The 19,538-nt window shown below is 62.9% G+C and carries 20 protein-coding genes and 1 riboswitch; of the genes, 14 read left to right on the plus strand and 6 right to left on the minus strand.

What is annotated here, in order from left to right; translation table 11 throughout:
- Window positions 1–83 precede the first annotated feature (83 nt).
- A complete protein-coding gene (locus PU133_RS04310) occupies window positions 84–317 on the plus strand; it encodes a DUF6894 family protein (RefSeq protein WP_126008051.1) in 234 nt (77 codons plus the stop codon).
- A 119-nt stretch (window positions 318–436) separates the two neighbouring features.
- Entirely contained in the window at window positions 437–1,114 is a 678-nt protein-coding gene (locus PU133_RS04315) for a Crp/Fnr family transcriptional regulator (RefSeq protein ID WP_404863640.1), read from the plus strand.
- A gap of 4 nt (window positions 1,115–1,118) precedes the next feature.
- Here PU133_RS04315 and PU133_RS04320 read toward each other — a convergent pair whose 3' ends face one another.
- Both PU133_RS04320 and PU133_RS04325 read right to left on the minus strand, forming a co-directional pair.
- On the minus strand, window positions 1,119–1,523 hold the full coding sequence (locus PU133_RS04320; RefSeq protein WP_404863641.1) for a hypothetical protein: 405 nt from the start codon (window positions 1,521–1,523) through the stop codon (window positions 1,119–1,121).
- An 8-nt stretch (window positions 1,524–1,531) separates the two neighbouring features.
- A complete protein-coding gene (locus tag PU133_RS04325) occupies window positions 1,532–2,422 on the minus strand; it encodes a TIGR02587 family membrane protein (protein ID WP_404863642.1) in 891 nt (296 codons plus the stop codon).
- 281 nt (window positions 2,423–2,703) lie between these two features.
- Between PU133_RS04325 and PU133_RS04330 the strand changes: the two genes are divergently transcribed.
- Genes PU133_RS04330 through PU133_RS04340 form a run of 3 tightly spaced genes read left to right on the plus strand, consistent with a single transcriptional unit; the run spans window position 2,704 to window position 6,189 of the window.
- The gene (locus PU133_RS04330; protein ID WP_404863643.1) at window positions 2,704–3,654 is read left to right on the plus strand and encodes a hypothetical protein; all 951 of its coding nucleotides are present in this window, start codon (window positions 2,704–2,706) and stop codon (window positions 3,652–3,654) included.
- A 40-nt stretch (window positions 3,655–3,694) separates the two neighbouring features.
- Window positions 3,695–5,017: a lipopolysaccharide biosynthesis protein gene (locus tag PU133_RS04335; RefSeq protein ID WP_404863644.1), complete on the plus strand. Its 1,323-nt coding sequence runs from the start codon at window positions 3,695–3,697 to the stop codon at window positions 5,015–5,017.
- Window positions 5,014–6,189, plus strand: a complete 1,176-nt coding sequence (locus tag PU133_RS04340; protein ID WP_404863645.1) for a GNAT family N-acetyltransferase — start codon at window positions 5,014–5,016, stop codon at window positions 6,187–6,189. Before PU133_RS04335 ends, PU133_RS04340 begins: the two co-directional genes overlap by 4 nt.
- A 28-nt stretch (window positions 6,190–6,217) precedes the next feature.
- Here PU133_RS04340 and PU133_RS04345 read toward each other — a convergent pair whose 3' ends face one another.
- Together PU133_RS04345 and PU133_RS04350 are read right to left on the minus strand one after the other, a co-directional pair.
- The gene (locus tag PU133_RS04345) at window positions 6,218–7,015 is read right to left on the minus strand and encodes a creatininase family protein (protein ID WP_404863646.1); all 798 of its coding nucleotides are present in this window, start codon (window positions 7,013–7,015) and stop codon (window positions 6,218–6,220) included.
- 12 nt (window positions 7,016–7,027) lie between these two features.
- Window positions 7,028–7,414, minus strand: a complete 387-nt coding sequence (locus PU133_RS04350) for a RidA family protein (RefSeq protein ID WP_404863647.1) — start codon at window positions 7,412–7,414, stop codon at window positions 7,028–7,030.
- 195 nt (window positions 7,415–7,609) lie between these two features.
- Between PU133_RS04350 and PU133_RS04355 the strand changes: the two genes are divergently transcribed.
- The 7 genes from PU133_RS04355 to PU133_RS04385 all read left to right on the plus strand — a co-directional run bounded on the left by PU133_RS04355 (window position 7,610) and on the right by PU133_RS04385 (window position 14,164).
- Window positions 7,610–8,647 carry an ABC transporter substrate-binding protein gene (locus PU133_RS04355; protein ID WP_404864436.1) on the plus strand — a complete coding sequence of 346 codons (1,038 nt, stop codon included), beginning with the start codon at window positions 7,610–7,612 and terminating at the stop codon, window positions 8,645–8,647.
- A gap of 98 nt (window positions 8,648–8,745) precedes the next feature.
- Complete coding sequence (locus PU133_RS04360; RefSeq protein ID WP_404864437.1) at window positions 8,746–9,525, plus strand: ABC transporter ATP-binding protein; 780 nt, start codon at window positions 8,746–8,748, stop codon at window positions 9,523–9,525.
- Window positions 9,518–10,393, plus strand: coding sequence for an ABC transporter permease (locus PU133_RS04365; RefSeq protein WP_404863648.1), 876 nt, complete (start codon window positions 9,518–9,520; stop codon window positions 10,391–10,393). Before PU133_RS04360 ends, PU133_RS04365 begins: the two co-directional genes overlap by 8 nt.
- On the plus strand, window positions 10,393–11,739 hold the full coding sequence (locus tag PU133_RS04370; protein WP_404863649.1) for a cytosine deaminase: 1,347 nt from the start codon (window positions 10,393–10,395) through the stop codon (window positions 11,737–11,739). Before PU133_RS04365 ends, PU133_RS04370 begins: the two co-directional genes overlap by 1 nt.
- Window positions 11,730–13,139 (plus strand): FAD-binding oxidoreductase, encoded by a 1,410-nt coding sequence (locus tag PU133_RS04375; RefSeq protein ID WP_404863650.1) that lies wholly within the window; start codon window positions 11,730–11,732, stop codon window positions 13,137–13,139. The genes PU133_RS04370 and PU133_RS04375 overlap by 10 nt, the downstream gene beginning before the upstream one ends.
- Window positions 13,139–13,735: an NAD(P)H-dependent oxidoreductase gene (locus tag PU133_RS04380; protein WP_404863651.1), complete on the plus strand. Its 597-nt coding sequence runs from the start codon at window positions 13,139–13,141 to the stop codon at window positions 13,733–13,735. Before PU133_RS04375 ends, PU133_RS04380 begins: the two co-directional genes overlap by 1 nt.
- Before the next feature lie 30 nt (window positions 13,736–13,765).
- Window positions 13,766–14,164, plus strand: coding sequence for a DUF4345 domain-containing protein (locus PU133_RS04385; protein ID WP_404863652.1), 399 nt, complete (start codon window positions 13,766–13,768; stop codon window positions 14,162–14,164).
- Here PU133_RS04385 and PU133_RS04390 read toward each other — a convergent pair.
- On the minus strand, window positions 14,161–15,990 hold the full coding sequence (locus PU133_RS04390; RefSeq protein WP_404863653.1) for an ABC-F family ATP-binding cassette domain-containing protein: 1,830 nt from the start codon (window positions 15,988–15,990) through the stop codon (window positions 14,161–14,163). The genes PU133_RS04385 and PU133_RS04390 overlap by 4 nt on opposite strands.
- 4 nt (window positions 15,991–15,994) lie before the next feature.
- Entirely contained in the window at window positions 15,995–16,669 is a 675-nt protein-coding gene (locus PU133_RS04395) for a thiamine diphosphokinase (RefSeq protein ID WP_404863654.1), read from the minus strand.
- 63 nt (window positions 16,670–16,732) lie between these two features.
- Window positions 16,733–16,839: riboswitch (TPP riboswitch) on the plus strand.
- 40 nt (window positions 16,840–16,879) lie between these two features.
- Between PU133_RS04395 and thiB the strand changes: the two genes are divergently transcribed.
- Both thiB and thiP read left to right on the plus strand, forming a co-directional pair.
- Window positions 16,880–17,893 carry a thiamine ABC transporter substrate binding subunit gene (gene thiB, locus PU133_RS04400; protein WP_404863655.1) on the plus strand — a complete coding sequence of 338 codons (1,014 nt, stop codon included), beginning with the start codon at window positions 16,880–16,882 and terminating at the stop codon, window positions 17,891–17,893.
- Window positions 17,894–17,909: 16 nt separating this feature from the next.
- On the plus strand, window positions 17,910–19,532 hold the full coding sequence (gene thiP / locus PU133_RS04405; protein WP_404863656.1) for a thiamine/thiamine pyrophosphate ABC transporter permease: 1,623 nt from the start codon (window positions 17,910–17,912) through the stop codon (window positions 19,530–19,532).
- Window positions 19,533–19,538: the final 6 nt, after the last annotated feature.

A 19,538-nucleotide genomic window follows, 5' to 3' on the forward strand; every position in this document is an offset into this window, starting at 1 on the left:
GAGAGTGCGCGTGGCTTTTGGTCTCGAAGGGATCGTCCGGCGAGGAGAGACGATAGTCCCTGCAACAACGCTTGGAGCCAGTCTTGCCGGTTTATCAGTTCAAGTTCACCAAACAGCACGGCACCGAAACGGTCGACGGGATTTTTCTGGCCAACGAAACTGTCCTCCAGCAGGAAGCAATTCGCAGCGCCCTCGATATTATGCATGAGGGGATAGACGAGGGGTTGGATCGCTCGCAGTGGGTCCTGCACGTGTTTGACGCGCAGGGACGTTTGGTGCTTCATCTTCCTTTCGCAAAACTGCTGCAGCCGGATTAGATCATCCCGCTTGCTCGGTCTCTTGATGACGGCCATGAAGGCGCCACTGTCAGTACAACTCGTTGAATGGAAGATGCATGCCGCATTGCCTCAAGCTCAATCTCTCTGCTCGCGACAGGTTGACCGATGCCGAGTGCGCGATCATCGATCAGATGGGAGCTCGGCAGAAGCTGGTTCCTGCCAAACACGACATCGTGCGTGAGGGCGATATCCCCACCGAAAGCTGTCTCGTCCTCTCAGGGTTTTCTGCGCGCTATCACCTTCTCGCAAACGGGAAGCGACAGATCAGCGCCATCCACGTATCCGGCGATTTCGTCGATCTGCACAGCCTGTTGCTAAACGAAATGGATCATGGTGTGGTAGCGTTGAGCGATTGCCAGGTTGCGCTCGTGCCGCACCGCATGTTGCGCGAGTTGACGGAAACCGAACCGCATCTTTCCCGGCTGTTGTGGCTGTCGACGCTGATCGATGCCGCCGTGCATCGGCGCTGGCTTGTCACCTCCGGACGTCTGTCCGCCAGCGCGCAGCTCGCCCATCTGCTCTGCGAAATCTTCCTCCGGCTGCAGGTGGTAGAACTGGTGGATGGCAACCGGTTCAGTTTCCCGATCAGCCAGGTGGAACTGAGCGACGCGCTGGGGCTCTCGACCGTTCACATGAATCGCACCATTCGGGATCTTCGTGAGCACGAGCTCGTGTCGTGGAAGGGCTCTGAGGTCACGATCCTCAACTGGGACCGGCTGGCGGAGCACGGTGACTTCGATGCGGCCTACCTCAATATTGGCCAGCAGGTGCGCTGACGCTCTACGGGTCCGCGTAACCTTCCACAAATACCTCGAATTCGACGGTGTCCTGCGGCAGATAAAGTCCGCCGGTCTTGGTCGAGCCGGCCGAGATATGGTCGAGGTGCACCGAACGCTTTCGCATCTCGCCTGAGCCGTCATCGAAGGCAGCAGAGACGATGACATTGGCTGCGGCGCGTGTGCCATCGTTGCGAACGCTGAAGAGCAATTGGCCGGTCTCGCCGAAATCGGCAGCCCGCTCGGTCGTCACGCTGAGGTTCGGTGCTCCGCCGGTTGCCGTGGCTCCACGGTGGACAAGAAATCCGACGATTGCGATGATGACGATCGCCGACACGATCCCGATGGCCCATTCGACCTGCTCGGCCCGCTTCTCGGCGCCGGTTGCTCTCTCGAACTTTTCGCGCATGAGTACCCTTACAGGATGAGGCGTGCAGCAGCAGCGCCAAGGGCCGCTGGAAACGCAAGAACGATCGTCGTCATGACGGTCGGAAGGAAGGCCTCTCCGTCCAGCCGGCCGAAGCTCCACAGCACGAACAGGCTGATAAGAATGGCCAGCATGTAGCCGACGAGCGTGAAGCGCACGAAATCGCTGATCCAGGGCTCGTCGTTGGTGGGCAGAGCACTCCCCTTGAAGCCGACGGCATAGACGAAGCCGTGCATGACCAGAAGAGAAAGCGCCAGCAGCAGCACGGCATGCGTCGGCGTCATCATCTGGGCGATCATCGGCATCTCGTCGGTCGGCGCCACATTGAGACTGAGGAAAAGGGCGCCTACGGCCATGAGGAACATCTCGCCGCCATAGTCGCGCATGGGCGTGGTTGAGGACGCAGTTTCAGCGTTCTCCTTGTCCGACTCGCCACCCTCATTGCCGAGCTGGCTGCGACCAAGCAGTGCCCCGATACTGGCAGGAATTGCCTGCAGCACGATCTTACCGATCACCTCATCGAACGACATGCCAGGACCGATCACTTTGAAGACGGAAAGCACGACCGTGGCGGTGAGAAGACCGATGGCGAAGGCGACGCAGGCATCGCGCACGTCCTCCTGCCAGTCCCAGGTATCTTCGAAGCCGATCCGCCGCGCGAGGCCGACGAGCAGTGGCAATGTCACGATGACAAGCATCGCGAGGCGGAAACGGTCGAGCATGAAGCCCAGCCACCAGAGCTCCATCGTCATCAGCATCGGCAGCGAGAAGATCAGCGCGCCGCCGAAAGCACGCCCGATGCCAACGACCTTGGCGCGCAAAGGTGCGCGCTTTTCTTCGTCGTGCTGGTCATCTTTCGTACTGCCGTTGCGTGTCGACATGATTGCTTGGGTCCCCATCAGTGGCCGCGTAACAATCAGGGCCGCTTCGAGTTCCGCGAAGCTCATGTTGTGACCATTGACGACAATAGCACACGCAGCCGTAAGCAGCGGTTAAGCATCAGGACGAATTGCGGCGGTGCTGCGCTATCCACACGCCCCGGTTTCAATGTCTGGTAATCGCTGACCCGTAGCGTCCCGGATGATTGACGGCATCCACTGCGGCCATCGATGCGATCCCATGCGTCGTAACCGATCGATGTCTTGTGCTGGGGAGATGGCAGATGACGGATCTTTTCGCGAATTTCGGACCAGAAGCGCGTGCGCTTTGGGGACATCACGACGTGAAGCTGCGGCACCGGCTGCATGAACGTCCGCTGTTCGGTGACGAACAGCTCGGACGCGTTCTGGATGCGATCGAACCGCACCAGATGGCGATCAACACCATGGGCCGCGGCGGTCACGATGTTCGGACCTGGTCCTATTGTCAGCGTGGCGATCTGAGCGGCAAGCAGCTGATCGACGCCGTGCGCCAGGGCCGCATCTGGATCAACGTCACCTCGGTCCACAATGTGGTGCCGGAATTCGGCGCGCTGCTCGACGAGATGTTTGCCGAGATCGGCGCGCAGGTGCCCGAGATGAAGGTCATCCGCAAATCGATGGGCCTGTTGATCTCCTCACCCAATGCGCAGGTCTTCTACCACGCCGACGTGCCAGGGCAGTCACTCTGGCAGATCCGCGGCGAGAAGCGGATCTACATCTATCCAAACGGCGAACCCTTCCTGAAGCCGAAGGATCTCGAAAACATTATCCGCGGGCGCACCGAGGAAGAGGTGCCGTACCAGCCCTGGTTCGATGCGCATGCGCGCATCTACGACCTCAAGCCCGGCGACATGCTGCACTGGCCGCTGAACGGGCCGCACCGCGTGGAAAATGCCGATTGCCTCAACATCTCGCTTACGACCGAACATTGGACACCGGCAATCCGCCGCCATTTCGGCGTGCAATACGGCAATGGACTGCTGCGCCAGCACGGCTATACGCCGCGTTCGGCTTCAACCGACGGTCTTGCAGCCTATGCCAAATGCGGCCTTGCGGTCGCATGGCGTCTTGCGGGCCAGCAGAAGCGGCAGAGCTTCAAGCGCGTGATGCGCTACAAGCTGGATTCGCGCGAGCCGGGCTTTCTGGTTCCGCTCGACCGACAGCCCGAACCGATGTTGCAGGCAGCCGAGTAGGAGCACGGTCATTTCCAGGCGCAGCGACACTCTGGCGAGATTGTTCGACGCCCGCCGGCGACAGGGGCTGACGGTCATCGGCGTGCGCGTTATCGGCGCAGGGCTTGCGCTCGTCGCCCAGATCCTTGCGGCGCGCATGATCGGGCCGGAGGATTTCGGGCGGTATAGCCTGCTGCTCGTCTGGTTGCTGCTGATGGGCCATGGTGCAACGGTCGGCACCAACCAGCTTATCTGCCGCTTCCTCTCGCAGTATCTCGAGGCAGGCGAGCGGCATGCGGCTGCAGGGCTTCTGCGCGCAGTCTTCGGCGTGGTCGCCTGCCTTGCAGGCAGCCTGGCGCTCGGCGCGATCGGCATGCTTTGGCTCAACCCGTTCGGTTTCGATGGCGCCATGGTGGCGCTCGGCATGATCGCCTTCATGGCGGCGCCGCTTCTGACCCTGCAGGATTATCTCGAGGCGATCGCGCGCGGCATGGACAAGCCGACGCTCGGAATTGCGCCTGCTTATGTGATGCGGCATCTGGGCTTGATCGTCGGTCTTGTCGGTCTTCTGGCAATGGGCGAAAGTGCCGATGCCTTTACGGTGATGACGCTGACGATCGCCGGTCTCGCGGCGAGTTGCCTCCTCCAGTACGTCCTGATCCGCTCACATCTGAAAGAGGCGCTGCAAAGTGCTTCGCCTGCCTTCGGCGAACGGCGCAAATGGCTCCGCGCCGCCTTGCCGATCGCGCTCGTCGATGCGGCGGAGGTGCTGTTCCTCAATGCAGACGTTCTGATCCTCGGTCTCTTCCTGCCGCCGGAGCTCGTCGCATTCTATTTCGCCGCCACTCGTCTGGCGCAGGTGCTGGGTTACGTTCCCTATGGGGTCTCGGCGGTGACGGCACAGCGTTTCGCCGCCTTGTCCGCAAGGGGTGACCGGGCTGGATTGCAGACCATGGTCCGCCAGGCCGCTGTCATCTCCAGCACGCTGACGGCGATCGGCGCGCTGGCGTTGAGCATCCTCGCCGCGCCACTCCTCAGCCTCTTCGGTGACGGCTTCGAGGCCGCTGCGCTCGTCGTGCCGCTGCTTTGCCTCGGCACGGTCATCCGCTGCCTGCTCGGCCCCGGCGAGGACGTGCTGACGATGCTTGGCGAAGAACGCGCCTGCTCGCTCAGTTTCATGATGGCGCTCGCCCTCAACATCGCGCTGAGCTTTGCGCTCGTACCTCTGATCAGTCTCTACGGAGCGGCGATCGCCACTGCGGTGTCGATCACGATGCGCAGCGGCCTGATGGCCTATTTCAGTTACCGGCGGCTCGGCATCATTCTGCCGGTCGGTATCCCCGACAGCTTTGGCACTGCAGCCTTGAAAGGAAATCCGTCATGAGCCAGACGCAGGTCCTCGGCGGCAGCGCAACGCTCACCAACAAACGTCGCGCCCATGAGTTCGACTGGTCGATCGGCGATGCGCGCGCGCTGCTCCAGCTCGATGCGCAGGAATGGGATCATCTGTCCGAAGAGAGCCTCGTGGAGAACCCGTTTTACGCACGGTCCTACCTGCTGGCGGGTCTCGGTCGCGTGGAGCGGAAGGCCGGCAAGCGGGCGCTCGTCATGCGATCGCCCGGCGCCGGTATCGTCGGGCTCTTTCCGTTTCGCAATTTCGGCATCGCACCCTTCAACGTGGCGCGCGGTGCGGCCAATATTTATCAGGCGAGTGGAGCGCCACTCATTCACCGCCGCCACGGGGCGCGCGTGATCGCGCAGTTCGTGGACCTGCTTGCGGCCGGGCGCATCGCACCGCTTTTCATTCTTCGCCACATCGACATGAGTTCGGTCTTCGCTACGAGCCTGATGCAGGAGGCGCGCCGCGCCGGCCTGATCGTGGAGGAAACCCATCGCTACGATCGCCCGAAGCTGACCCGTATGGAGGGTGGTTTCGACAGCCATATCGACACCGTGCTCAGCCGCAGCCGCGCCAAGGACCTGCAGCGCAATCTGCGCCGATTGAAGGAAATCGGGACAGTCAGCTTCGAACGCGTGGATTGCCCCGAGGCTGTCGACCGGCGGCTTGAAGAGTTCCTGCGCATCGAGCATTCCGGCTGGAAGGGTGCGCGCGGCACGTCGTTTCTCGCCAATTCGCGCCATGCGGCATTTGCGCGGCTTGCCTATGGCGGCACGGCCGGGCTGAGCGTGATCGACAGCCTGCTGCTCGATGGCAAGCCGATTGCGGTCAGCATCAACATGGCCAGCGGCGCCACGAATTTCACGCCGAAATGCGCTTATGACGAGAGTTACAAGCGGTTCAGTCCCGGCCTGCTCCTGGAATACTTCGTCATCAAGGCGTTCTACGAGGACAAGCGCTGGGAGCAGATGGATTCGGCGACCGGTATCCAGGACCACATCATCGGTGGCTTCTGGAACGACACGATGCCGATGGCGGATCTGGCACTTGCGCCCGACACGGTGCGCGGACGCCTGGCCGTTGCCACCCATCGCCAGACCTTGAATGGCATCTCGATTGCCAAGACTATCCGCGATGGCTACTGCCGCCGCGGCTGACGGCCGCTCATCCAGCAACGTGCTTTGCTCAATGGCCCGATGGGGCCGTGGGTAGGGGCCTGCGCCGAACCTCATCGAGAAGGTCCAGCATCCCCCGCACCTGATGGGCAGCGATCTGCCTGCCCTTTTCGGCCGTCGCTGCAGCGGCATTGCCTACCGCACCGGATGACTGCACGTCGGTCGCGATCCAGGCGTAAGAGGGCATGCCGGTCGGGCGAAGATGCTTGTAGTGCGCCTCATCGGCAACGGCAACAGAGGTGAAATTCTCCGCCCGCTGCATGTCGATGAGGTGCGGCTTGAAATGCAGCACCAGCGATGTCTCGACATCGCCGCCATGGATGCCATGGCGCTGCTCGTCGTGATCGATCAGCCCGTCCGGATAGCCGAAGCTCCAGCCCGTTTTCACTGCGAACATGCCGTGGCGCACGCGCAATTCGCGCGCGACGATGCTCATGATGTCGACATTGCCGCCATGGGAATTGACGAAAACGAGCTTGCGGATTCCGGCGCGTGCCACGCTGTCGCCGATCTCCGTCCACGCGTCGATCAGAGTCTTCGCCGTCTTCGTCACGGTGCCCTTGGCGAAAAGATGCTCGTTCGACTTGCCGACGGACTGCACCGGCAGAATACGCAGATCGAGCGTCTCCGGTGTCGCGGCGATCAGTTCGTCGAGCAGACCCTGGTTGATGATCGTGTCGGTGCCGACGGGCAGATGCGGGCCATGCTGTTCGATGGCTGCAATCGGCACGAGCGCGATCGTCGCCATCGGATCGCAATGGTCGAAATCGCTGGCGAGAAAGTCGGTCCACCAGATCTTGCGGGCCATGCGGTGTCTCCTTCAGGCTTTGCCGGCCGCGACGAGTTCGATCTCCACGACGAATTCCGCGCGGGCGAAACCGGAGACGATCATCAACGTCGAGGCGGGATAGGGCGCAGCGAACAGTGTGTTTCGAACGCTCATATAGTCCGGCAGGTAACTGCGATCTGTGACGTAGGCATTGATCCTGACGACGTCCGCCAGGGACAGACCGCCTTCCCTGAGGATTGCCTCTGCGTTTGAAAAGCACAGCCGAGTCTGGCCGGCGCAATCGCTGGGGATCGTTCCATCGGGCGCGATGCCCAACTGGCCGGAACAGAACACGATGCGGTGACCCTCAGGCACGACGACGCCGTGGCTGTAGGCGGAAAACGGTGGGTAGATGTCGGTGGGGTGGAGGCGCTTCATGCAGCGGACAATAATCGTGCCGTGTCACCATGCAATCGGGAAAAGAATGTCGACTGATTAATGTGCAGGCAAAGCGGTGTTTGATGAATCTTTGGGCTTAACACCTGTTGGCGTTTCGATAGTCTCAGCGGCAAGCCGGACGGGCGAGCATGAATGCTCTCATCGTAAGCGGCATGCCAAAAAAGGGGACGCATGATGCCAGTGTTTGTGAGGTCGCTTTCGTTGAAGGGTTCTCTTGCCGCCGCGCTCGTTGCATCGACGATGCTGACGCTGCCTGCCGCCGCGCAGGACGCCGAGCTGATCGACGTCAGCTATGGCACCAACTGGCTGGCGCAGGCCGAGCATGGGGGCTTCTATCAGGCGGTCGCCGACGGCACCTATGAGGAATACGGCCTCAACGTCACCATCCGTCAGGGCGGGCCTCAGGGCGCGAACCGGGCGCTGCTCGTGGGTGGTCAGATCGATTTCTACATGGGTGGGGCAACCTCTGCGATCAACGCGGTCAAGGAAGGCATTCCGACGATCACGCTCGCGGCGATCTTCCAGAAGGACCCGCAGGTTCTGATCGCGCATCCCGACCAGGGCTTCGACACCTTCGCCGACCTTTCCGGCGCCAGCCAGCTGATCATGGGCCAGGAAGGGTTCACCACCTATTTCGAATGGATGAAGTCGAATTTCGAAGGCTTCTCGGACGAAATGTATACGCCCTATACTTTCAACCCGGCGCCGTTCATCGCGGACCCGAAAGCGGTGCAGCAGGGCTATCTGACATCGGAGCCGTTCGAGATCGAGCGTCAGGCGGGCTTCGAACCGGTCGTCTATCTGCTCGCGGACGAAGGCTTCGATCCCTATTCCACGACGATCGAGGCGATGAAGCCTTTCGTCGACGCGAACCCGGATGTCGCCAAGCGCTTCGTCGAAGCGACTGCGATCGGTTGGGCCAACTACCTCTATGGCGACAACACGGCCGCGAACGAACTCATCAAGGCGGACAATCCTGAAATGACGGATGAGCAGCTCGCCTACTCGCTGGAGAAGATGAAGGAATACGGTATCGTCGTTTCCGGTGAGGCCGAGGAACAGGGCATCGGCTGCATGACCGACGCGCGCTGGCAGAACTTCTACGACAACATGGTCGAGGCCGGCGTGTTCGAGGCCGGGATCGATATCAGCCAGGCCTACACGACCGAATATGTCTGCCAGGGCGTCGGCGTCGATCTGATGGACCAGTAGGTCCAGGCCTGCGGGTGAGCGAAGAGGCGGGTGCCGTGAGTTTGGCGTTGAAGACACCTTCGGAACAGGTTGCTACCGGGCGTGCGGCTTCGCGCCCGGTGGTCGCTCTCACCAATGTGTCCAAGGTGTTTTCGAACGGGACGATGGCATTGTCGAACATGACGATGTCCGTGCGTCCCGGCGAGTTCGTCAGCCTGCTCGGCCCTTCGGGCTGCGGAAAGTCGACGGCGCTCCGCATCATCGCTGGCCTCGGGGCGCCGAGCAGCGGAACGATCGACTGGCCGTCGTCGCAGATCGACAGCCGCGGCCTGCCTCAGGGCGATGTCGGGTTCGTGTTCCAGGAGCCGACGCTGATGCCGTGGCAGACGGTGTTCGGCAATGTCTATCTACCGCTGAAGCTGCGCGGAAAGCCGAAGAATGCGGTGAAGGACCAGATCATGGAGACGCTGGCGCTCGTCGGCCTTCAGGATTTTGCCGATGCCTATCCGCGCGAGCTGTCCGGCGGAATGAAGATGCGCGTCTCGATCGCGCGCGCACTGGTCACCAAGCCGAAGCTTCTTTTGATGGACGAGCCCTTCGCGGCGCTCGACGAGATCACGCGGCAGAAACTGAACGACGACGTGCTCAAGCTTTGGGCACAGTCGGGCCTGACCGTCATCTTCGTGACGCACTCGGTTTTCGAGTCCGCCTATCTTTCCAGCCGCATCGTCGTGATGAAGGCGAGGCCTGGCCAGGTCTTCGCTGATATCGCGCTCGATCCGCCGCTTGAGCGTGACGATCATTTTCGGACGTCTGAGACGTATCGCGCCATCTGCGCGGAGGTGTCCGATGCGCTGCAGGCGGCGATCGTGAAGGGTGGAGGCGTGCACCATGGCTGATGCCGTCGACCGCAATCTCGCAGCGGCGCCGCCGCTTGCCGACGAAGCTGCAACGGCGCCCGTTCCGGTGCGCCCTTCGGGTGTTCCGGACAAGGTTCTGCGCATCGTCGTGCCGCTCGGCATGTTCTGCCTCGCGATCCTTGCCTGGCATCTCTACGTCACCATCAACGAAGTGCCGCACTACATCCTGCCGAGCCCCGTGCTCGTGGCGCAGGCTCTGTGGAACGACTGGGGCACGCTTGCTCCGGCTCTGTTCGTCACCATCAAGATCACCTTCACGGCGCTTTTTCTGGCGCTCGTCGGCGGGGTGGGGCTTGCGATCCTTCTCGTCCAGTCGCGCTGGATCGAGCTTGCCCTCTTTCCCTTTGCGGTCATTCTCCAGGTTACGCCGATCGTCGCGATCGCGCCGCTGCTCTTGATCTATGCGTCGGACACGCAGACGGCCTTGCTCATCTGTGCCTTCCTCGTCGCCTTCTTCCCGATCCTGTCGAACATGGTGCAGGGGCTGAAGAGCGTCGACCACAACCTGATCAACCTCTTCGAGCTCTATGGCGCCAGCCGCTGGCAGACATTGATCCATTTGAAGATCCCGGCATCTCTGCCCTATTTCATGGCGGGCCTGCGCATTGGTGGTGGGCTGGCGCTGATCGCCGCCGTTGTTGCCGAATTTGCAGCCGGCTCCGCCGGTGCCGGTTCCGGGCTCGCCTTCCGGCTGCTTGAAAGCCAGTATCGCCTCAATATTCCGCGCCTCTTTGCTGCGCTTGTCCTATTGACGGCCACGGGCGTCGCGATTTTTGCCTTGACCTCCTTCATCTCCTGGCTCTCGCTACGGCGTTGGCACGAGAGTGCAATCCGCCGGGAGAATTGATGACCGCCACGACTGCAACCGGGGCAAGCCGTCTTGTCCTGAGAAACGCGCGTCTGCCGGATGCGCTTGCCGGAAAACCGACATCCGGCGCAGTGCCGCGCGTCGACATCACCATCGCGGGTGGTCTTGTCACTGCCATCGAGCCCTCGCCAAAGGATGGTGCCGACGGGCTTAATGAAGCGGGCGCCGAAATCCACGACATGCGCGACGGGCTCGTGCTGCCTGCTTTCGTCGACATCCACACGCATCTCGACAAGGGCCATATCTGGCCCCGCAAGCCAAACCCCGATGGGACATGGATGAACGCGCTGCTTTCGGTCGCCGAAGATCGCGAGCGGCACTGGTCTGCGTCCGATGTCGAGCGGCGCATGGAATTCTCGCTCGCCGCGGCTTACGCGCATGGCACCGCGGCGATCCGAACCCATCTCGATAGCGCCCCGCCGCAGCACGGCATCACCTGGGACGTGTTCGAGAAGGTGCGCGAGCGCTGGGCCGACCGCATCGAGCTGCAGGGTGTGTCGCTGCTCGGGCCGGACCATCTGCTCGACAAGGCTATCGTGGCGGAGGTTGCCCGCCGCACCAAAGCCGGCGGAGGCGTTCTGGGCGGCGCGATCGCCGATCATCCCGAGACGCGTCAGGCGATGCGCAACGTCGTGGAAGCGGCCGGCGAGGCAGGGCTCGATCTGGACATCCATTGCGACGAGACCGGTAACCCGGACGCGTCCGCGCTTTACTGGTTGGCCGATGCGGTGATCGAACTGGGCTACAGGGGCCGTGTCGCCGCAGGTCACTGCTGCGCGCTCGCCGTGCAGGACGAGACGAAGTTCAAGAAAACCGTCGAGCGCGTGGCAGAGGCCGGGGTCGCGGTGATCTCGCTGCCGATGTGCAACATGTATCTCCAGGATCGGGGCGAAAGCGGCGCGCGCAAGACGCCCCGCTGGCGCGGTGTCGCGCCTTTGCGGGAGCTGGCGGAAGCCGGCGTGCCCGTCGCTATCGCCTCCGACAACACGCGCGACCCGTTCTATGCCTATGGCGACCTGGACGGCATCGAGGTGCTGCGGGAGGGCGCGCGCATCCTCCATTTCGATCATCCGGCCGATGAAGCCTGGGCCTGGACCCAGAGCATGGGGGCTTGGCCCGCCCGTTTCGCCGGCATGGCGACGCGCGCCGAAGTCATCGTCGGCGCACCGGCCGATCTCGTGCTTCTTTCCGCGCGCAGCTGGTCGGAGATGATGGCGCGCCCGCAGTCCGACCGGAAGATCATGCGGGCCGGCCGTATCATCGATGCAAAACTGCCAGACTACCGCGACCTCGACGATCTCATGGGAGACACATCATGGACCTGAACGGCTTTCTCGCGGCGCTTGGCGATATCCCGATCGAAGATCACCCGAAGCTCGTGCAGCAGAAGAGCCGCGATCACTATTGGTATTCACCGATCCTGAAGGCGCAGCTCGATCAGGTGACAGCCGATCTCGTCGTCATGCCGCGCAGTGTCGAGGATGTCGTGACGATCCTTGCCGCTGCCTACAAGTTCGACGTTCCGATCACGCCGCGGGGCGCCGGCACCGGCAATTACGGCCAGGCCATGCCGCTTGCCGGCGGGGCCATGCTCGATCTCAAAAACATGGACAAGGTGCTGGAGATCAAGCCGGATCGCGTGCGGGCTGAAGCCGGTGCGATCATGGTGAAGATGGACGAGGAGACGAAGGCTGCCGTTGGGGCCGAGCTGCGGTTCCACCCTTCCACCTATCGCATGGCGACGATCGGCGGATTCATCGCGGGCGGCTCGGGCGGCATCGGATCGGTGCGCTGGGGCGGCCTGCGCAATCTCGGAAACATCCTTGGCCTGAAGATCGTCACCTGCGAGGAAACTCCGCGCGTGCTGGACATTGCCGGCGCGGACATCATGAAGCTTGCCCATGCCTACGGCACCAACGGCATCATCGTCGAAGCGGAGATGCCGCTGGCACCTGCCTATGACTGGGTGGAAGTCGTCGTCGGCTTCGACGAGTTCCTCGATTCCTGCCGCTATGCCGAAGCGCTTGCCGGGCAGGACGGCATCCTGCTCAAGGAAATCTCGCCGGTCGCCGCGCCGGTGCCCTACGACTATTTCGGCCGCTACCGGGATTTTCTCAGGCAGGACCAGTCGGTGGTGCTGATCATGGTCGCGCCGAATTCTGTCGATGCGCTGACCCTCTTTACCTCTCACCATGGCGGCGAGATCCTGCACCGCAGCGATGTGAACGATCTCGATGCGGCCGGGCGCAAGCTGCCGCCGATCTACGAGTTCACCTGGAACCACACGACACTGCGCGGCCTGAAGATCGACCCGACGATCACTTATCTCCAGACGCAGTATCCGACGCTCGAGCATCTTGAGAAGATCCATCGGATGCTCGGCGACGAGATGCCGATGCATATCGAGATGACGCGCTTCGACGGGCGCATCGTCTTCTCCGGCCTGCCGATCGTGCGCTACACGGGCGAAGAGCGGCTGGAGGAAATCATCCGCCTGCATGAGGAGAACGGTTGTCTCGTCTTCAATCCGCATCGTTACACGCTGGAAGAAGGCGGAATGAAGCAAACGGATCGCGCCCAACTTGCCTTCAAGAAGGAGGCCGATCCGAAAGGTCTTCTCAATCCCGGCAAGATGATCGCCTGGGACGACCCGGATTTCGATTTCGATTCCGGCCGCGTGTGGCTTTTTGCCGGATTGGCAGAACAGGCGCGAGGCGCTGCCTGATGCGCGTTCATGTCGTGCATGCCCATCCGGTCGAGACGAGCTTCAACCGGACGCTGTTCAATACCGTTTGTGAAACATTGCGGGGTGCCGGCCACGAGGTGGACCCGCTCAGCCTCTATGACGAAGGTTTCGAGGCTGCGCTCTCGCGCGAAGAGCGGCTGAACTACCATGACGTGCCGGGAAACGTGACGGACACGATCCGGCCCTATGTGGAGCGGCTCAACGCTGCCGACGCGATGGTTTTCGTCCATCCCGTATGGAATTTCGGCTATCCGGCCATCCTCAAGGGCTATTTCGACCGCATCTTCGTGCCGGGCGTCTCCTTCACCATGTCGGCTGGGGCCGATCGGGGTCGGCTGGTGCCGAACCTCACCCATATCCAGAAGGTCGTGTTCGTGGCGACCTATGGCGGCGACCGCTGGCGTGCCATGTTGATGGGGGATCCGCCGCGCAAGATGGCGCGCCGCTGGGCGTGGGCCACCTTCCGTGGCAAGCGTCCCCCGGACTATCTTGCGCTCTACGACATGAACAACAACGAAGCGCCCGAGCTCAATGGCTTCATCGAGCGCGTGCGGAAGCACTTCGAGCGGTTCTGATATCCAACTGAGCACTCATCAGGAGACGAGGTGACACAACGGCGTCTCCTGCAGCTGATTATCGCGGTGCTTGCGCTCGTGCCGATCGGCGCTGGTCTGGCAGGCGTCCTCACCGGACCGGCCTTCCTGGCGACGACGCCGCCCTGGTCGGACGATCTCGACAGTCACGTCCGCTTTCTGTCCGGCGTCTTTCTCGTGCTGGGCCTGGCGTGGTGGAGCTGTATTCCGCATATCGAGACGAAGACCGAGCGGATCAGGTTGCTGGGCGCTGCTACATTCGTTGGCGGATTGGCGCGCCTTTATTCGCTCATCCTCGTCGGCGCGCCAACGGCCGGGCATCTGGTCGGTCTCGGCCTCGAACTCGTCGCAGTGCCGCTCATCCTTCTCTGGCATTCGAGGCTAAGCACAGAGCCAAGACGAGAGGCCTAGCCCTCGATTTCCTCGCGCAGAACTTCGAGCTCCAGCCATTCCTCTTCCATACGATCGACATCGCCGCGCAATGTTTCAAGCGCCTTGGCATCGCGGGCAAAAGCTTCGGCCTGCTTGGTAAAGTAATCGGGCTTTGCCATGCGCGCCTCGATCGCCGCGATCTCGGCCTGTTTTTTCTCGATTTCCTTCGGCAGTGTTTCGAGTGCGAACTTCTGCTTGTAGGAGAGCTTCCGGCTGGACACTGCTACGGGCTGCGCCTTGTCCCGGTTGCCTGCGGAAGCCGCTTTCTTGTCGGCAGTCGCCCTCTTTACCGCGTCCGCGGACAGTTTGCGCTGCGCCACCATGTCGGAGAAGCCGCCGGCAAAGACCGTCCAGCGGCCATCCGGTGCGGAAAGATCGGCCGGCGCGATCACCGATGACACAGTGCGATCCAGAAAATCGCGATCGTGGCTGACGAGGATCACCGTGCCTTCATAGCCCGCGACGAGTTCCTGCAGCAGATCGAGCGTTTCCATGTCGAGGTCGTTGGTGGGCTCGTCGAGGACCAGCAGGTTCGACGGCCGCGAGAGGATGCGCGCCAGCATGAGGCGCGCGCGCTCGCCGCCCGACAATTCGCGGATCGGCGTGCGCGACTGTTCCGGCTGGAACAAAAAGTCCTTCATGTAGCCGGTCACGTGCTTCTGCACGCCGTTGACGAGGAGCGTGTCGCCCCGTCCGTCGGTCAAATAGTGGGCAAGCGTGTCGTTCTCGTCGAGATCGTCGCGGCGCTGGTCGAGAACCGCGATGTCGAGATTTGTGCCGAGGCGCACGAAGCCCGCGTCGGGTTCGAGCCGTCCCGTCAGCATGTTGAGCAGCGTGGTCTTGCCCGCGCCGTTCGGGCCGACGAGACCGATGCGATCACCGCGATGGACCCGCAGAGAAAAGTTGGCGACGGCTGGCGTTTCGCCATAGGACTTGCCGATGGCTTCGGCCTCGATGACGAGCTTGCCCGATTGGGCGACGTCGCTTGCCTGGGCCTCGACACGGCCGGTCGGCCCGCGATGCGTGCGATATTCCTGGCGCATCGACTGGAGTTCGCCGAGCCTTCGCACATTGCGCTTGCGCCTCGCCGTCACGCCGTAGCGCAGCCAGTGCTCTTCACGCTCGATCGCGCGGCCGAGCTTGTGGAGGTTGCGCTCTTCCTCCTCCATCACCTGGTCGCGCCAGTCCTCGAAATGGGCAAAGCCGCGGTCGAGCCGGCGGGTCGTGCCGCGATCGAGCCAGACGGTGGCGCGCGAAACCTTTTCCAGGAACCGGCGGTCGTGCGAGATCGTGATTATGGCGCCGCGGAAACCGGAGAGCTCCGATTCCAGCCACTCGATGGTCGGCAGGTCCAGATGGTTGGTCGGCTCATCCAGAAGCAGGAGATCGGGCGCGGGAGCCAGTACACGGGCGAGCGCCGCGCGCCTGGCCTCGCCGCCTGAAAGGCGGGCCGGCTCTTCTTCGCCGGTCAGGCCGAGATGCTCGAGCAAATAGGTCACGCGATGGGGATCGTCGCCCGGTGCAAGGCCTGCCTCGGCATAGGACCGCACATCCGCAAAGCCGCCGAAATCCGGAGCCTGGAAGAGATAGCGGATCGTGGTCGAAGGATGGCGAAACACCTCGCCCGATTGCGGCTCGGCGAGGCCGGCGGCGATCTTCATCAGTGTCGACTTGCCCGATCCGTTGCGGCCCACGAGGCAGATGCGGTCGCCGGGCTCGACCTGCAGGTCGGCGCCATTCAGCAGCGGCGTCCCGCCAAAGGTCAGGTGGATGTCGTCGAGCTTCAGGATGGGTGGTGATGCCAAGGGGTCAGGCTCCAGAAAAGTCGTTCGGGCGGGCAAGCAGCAGGGCCGGGCCGCCCGTATGCCGGATCGTCACCGGCCCTTCCGCCACGTTGGATATGGTGCGTGTCGTGCCGAATGTGCAGTCGAAATCGTGGAGCGGATAGCGCGCGCCCTCGATCGTCAGGCGTGCGATATCGGCAAACGCCAGCACCGAGAAGAGGCTGCCTTTCGGCAGGTCGAAGGTCAGCGGGGCGCCGGGAAGGGGATACCCTTCCTCCTCGCCTGATGTCAGCGTGACATCGATGCCGCGTTCCTTGAGTTTTACCGCCAGCGCCATGTGCGCGAAGGCGTGGTCGGATCGTTCGCCGCCCAGCGCGCCGACGAGTAGGATGCGGCGCGCCCCGCGCTCGATCGCCGTCTCGATCGCGATCTCGCCATCGGTCGCGTTCTTTGCCGGTGGGTAGGGCTCCCGCCTGACATCCGGCCAGCTTTCGATCAGGCGCGCATCGGCCGAATCGAAGTCGCCGACCCAAAGTTCGGGCATGACGCCGAGTGCCGCTGCATGGCGCATGCCGCTGTCGGCTGCGATCACGCGGGCACCGTGAATCTGAGACGTCAGCCGTTCCGTCACGGTCACCTCACCGCTCAGGAGAACGGCAAAATGGGCATTTGCGTCGGTCGGGGTCGGTGTGGCCTGCATCGCCCGCTGCTCTAGCAGCTTTCACGCGCCTTGCCAGTGCTGCCGGCGGCGATTACACATGCAGTTGCTCTAACGGGGTGTTGTCCGGAAACGGACGGCTGAGAGGCGCATGCCAACCCGAAGAACCTGATCCGGCTCATACCGGCGGAGGGATTAGACGCGTCACAAAACGCCTATTCCCCTGACATTGCAAAAACGGAGGAGGCGTTGATGACGCTGAAGACATTCTTTCCCATCTTGCTTGCTACAAGTTTCCTGGCGCCCGTGTCGGCCGGAGCGCAGGAGGCGACGCGGTCGCTCACCGTCTACACCTACGACAGCTTCGTCGCCGAATGGGGCCCAGGCCCGCTGATCGAAGAAGCGTTCGAGGCGATATGCGACTGCGATCTCATCTGGGTCGGCGCAGCGGACGGTGTGGCGCTTCTGAACCGGCTGCGGCTGGAGGGCGACCGGGCGGAAGCGGGCGTTGTGCTTGGGCTCGACACCAATCTTGTCGCGGAAGCCAAGGAGACGGGCCTTTTCGCCCCTCATGACATCGATACGAGTGCGATCGACGTGCCCGGCGGCTTCGAGGACGACGTCTTCGTGCCCTATGATTACGGCCACTTCGCCGTGGTCTACGACACCGAAGCGATCGACACGCCCCCGACGAGCCTGAAGGACCTGGTCGAGGGTGATCCGAACCAGAAGATCGTCATCCAGGACCCGCGCACATCGACGCCGGGGCTTGGGCTTCTGCTCTGGATCAAGTCGGTTTACGGCGACGATGCGCCTGCAGCCTGGGCCGAGCTCAAGGACCGCGTTCTGACGGTTGCGCCGGGTTGGTCGGAATCCTATGGCCTCTTCACCGATGGCGAGGCGCCGATGGTGCTCTCCTATACGACGTCGCCGGCCTACCACATGGTTTCGGAGGATACGGACCGCTATCAGGCGGCTGCGTTCTCCGAAGGGCATTATCTGCAGATCGAAGTCGCCGGCGTGCTCGCCTCTGCCCCCGATATCGAGCTTGCGCGCGAATTCATGAGCTTCACGACCGGCGAAGGGTTCCAGGATGCCATTCCGACCTACAACTGGATGATGCCTGCGGGCCCCACCAGTGAAGACCTGCCGGAAGCATTCTCGCGCCTGGTTCAGCCGAAAGAAAGCCTGCTCTTCTCGCCGGAAGAGGTTGCCGCCAACCGTCGCGCCTGGGTCGATGAGTGGTTGTCGGTGATGGCCGAATAGTCAAAGAGCAGCCGCGATGCGTGCCTACAGGGCCGATCCTCTGGATATCGCTTTCGGCATCGCGGCTCTTGCCATCATTCTCGGCATCGTTGCCTTTGCCGTCGCCGGACTTCTGGTGGCGGCAGGGACCGATGCGTCGCGGTCGACGGCATTCGATGCCTATACGGTGCGCGTCGTACGCTTCACGCTGTGGCAGGCGGGACTTTCGACGCTTCTCTCGCTGGCTTTTGCCTTGCCATTGGCGCGGGCGCTGGCGCGGCGACCGCATTTTACCGGCCGTGCCTGGATCCTGCGGCTCTTCGCCGTGCCGCTCGGCCTGCCGGCCATCGTCGCGGCCCTTGGCATCATCGCCATCTGGGGACGCCAGGGGGTCGTCAATGACGCCTATCGCTGGCTGGGAGCGGAGCAGCCGATTTCCGTCTACGGGCTCCCCGGTATTCTGATCGCCCATGTGTTCTTCAACATGCCGCTCGCCACGAGATTGCTGCTTGCAGCGCTGGAGCGCGTGCCGGCGGAATATTGGCGCAATGCCGCGCAATTGGGCCTTTCAGCGGGCACGGTGTTCAGATTGATCGAGTGGCCGGCCATGGCGCGGGTCATCCCGGGCATCGCGGGCCTCGTCTTCATGCTGTGCGCCACGAGCTTCACGCTGGTGCTTCTGCTGGGTGGCGGACCGGCAGCGACGACGATCGAGGTCGCGATCTACCAGGCGCTGCGGTTCGACTTCGATCCTCCGCGCGCGGTTACCCTGGCGCTGATCCAGATCGCGCTGACCGGTGCCCTTCTCGGCGTGCTCGCGCTTCTGCCCCGGCCCGAGGAGGGGCGCGGCGATGGCGCCTTGCCGCGCAGGTTCGATGCGAGATCACCACGTGCGCTGGCTCTCGACGTGCTGGTGATCGGTCTTGGCCTCGTCTTCGTCGCGGCACCGCTCGCCGCAACTCTTATTTCTGGGATTGCTGCCGATCTGATCGCGCTTCTGCGTGAAGCCTTGGTCCAGCGCGCGCTGGTGACGAGTCTCCTCATAGCGGGCGCTGCCGCATGTCTGTCTGTGGTGATGGCCGGCATGATTGCCCGGGCGCGCCACGCCGCCGGCGGCGCCCGTCGCCACCACTTGGCGGCCCGCGGGCTCCGAACGTCGCTTGCCGGGGCGGGATCGCTGATCCTTTTAGTGCCGCCGGTCGTGCTGGGCGCCGGCTGGTTTCTCGTCTTGCGGGATCATGTCGATCCGCTCGCTGCGGCGCCGGTCATCGTGGTGGTCGTCAACGCATTGATGGCGCTGCCCTTCGCGCTCAGGCTCCTGGAGCCGGCCTATGCCGGCCACATGGTGCGGACGGAGCGGCTCAGTCTCTCGCTGGGGCTTTCGAGAATGCGCCGGCTGTTGCGGGTCGACCTACCGGCGCTGGCCCCGACCATCGGCGCAGCGTTTGCGTTTTCCATGGCCCTGTCGCTCGGCGATCTCGGCGCGATCGCGCTCTTCGGAAGCCAGGATCTGGTTACGCTGCCCTATCTGCTGCTGCAACGGATGGGCAGTTATCGCACCGATGATGCGGCCGGGCTGGCGCTCATTCTCGGTTTTCTTTGCCTGCTGTTCATGATCGCCGGGACCCGCTATGGCGGCGGCAGTGTGCGGGAAAGATGAGCATGA

This window comes from Georhizobium sp. MAB10, assembly GCF_045012825.1.
In the GTDB taxonomy this organism is placed as follows: Bacteria; Pseudomonadota; Alphaproteobacteria; order Rhizobiales; family Rhizobiaceae; genus Georhizobium; species Georhizobium profundi.

Coding starts and splice junctions, on each gene's coding strand:
- PU133_RS04325 (WP_404863642.1), bottom strand. CDS start 2,422: ATGTCGACACGCAACGGCAGTACGAAAGATGACCAGCACGACGAAGAA.
- PU133_RS04380 (WP_404863651.1), top strand. CDS start 13,139: ATGCGCGTTCATGTCGTGCATGCCCATCCGGTCGAGACGAGCTTCAAC.
- thiB (WP_404863655.1), top strand. CDS start 16,880: ATGACGCTGAAGACATTCTTTCCCATCTTGCTTGCTACAAGTTTCCTG.
- thiP (WP_404863656.1), top strand. CDS start 17,910: ATGCGTGCCTACAGGGCCGATCCTCTGGATATCGCTTTCGGCATCGCG.
- PU133_RS04375 (WP_404863650.1), top strand. CDS start 11,730: ATGGACCTGAACGGCTTTCTCGCGGCGCTTGGCGATATCCCGATCGAA.
- PU133_RS04350 (WP_404863647.1), bottom strand. CDS start 7,414: ATGAAGCGCCTCCACCCCACCGACATCTACCCACCGTTTTCCGCCTAC.
- PU133_RS04355 (WP_404864436.1), top strand. CDS start 7,610: ATGCCAGTGTTTGTGAGGTCGCTTTCGTTGAAGGGTTCTCTTGCCGCC.
- PU133_RS04370 (WP_404863649.1), top strand. CDS start 10,393: ATGACCGCCACGACTGCAACCGGGGCAAGCCGTCTTGTCCTGAGAAAC.
- PU133_RS04330 (WP_404863643.1), top strand. CDS start 2,704: ATGACGGATCTTTTCGCGAATTTCGGACCAGAAGCGCGTGCGCTTTGG.
- PU133_RS04365 (WP_404863648.1), top strand. CDS start 9,518: ATGGCTGATGCCGTCGACCGCAATCTCGCAGCGGCGCCGCCGCTTGCC.
- PU133_RS04340 (WP_404863645.1), top strand. CDS start 5,014: ATGAGCCAGACGCAGGTCCTCGGCGGCAGCGCAACGCTCACCAACAAA.
- PU133_RS04345 (WP_404863646.1), bottom strand. CDS start 7,015: ATGGCCCGCAAGATCTGGTGGACCGACTTTCTCGCCAGCGATTTCGAC.
- PU133_RS04320 (WP_404863641.1), bottom strand. CDS start 1,523: ATGCGCGAAAAGTTCGAGAGAGCAACCGGCGCCGAGAAGCGGGCCGAG.
- PU133_RS04395 (WP_404863654.1), bottom strand. CDS start 16,669: ATGCAGGCCACACCGACCCCGACCGACGCAAATGCCCATTTTGCCGTT.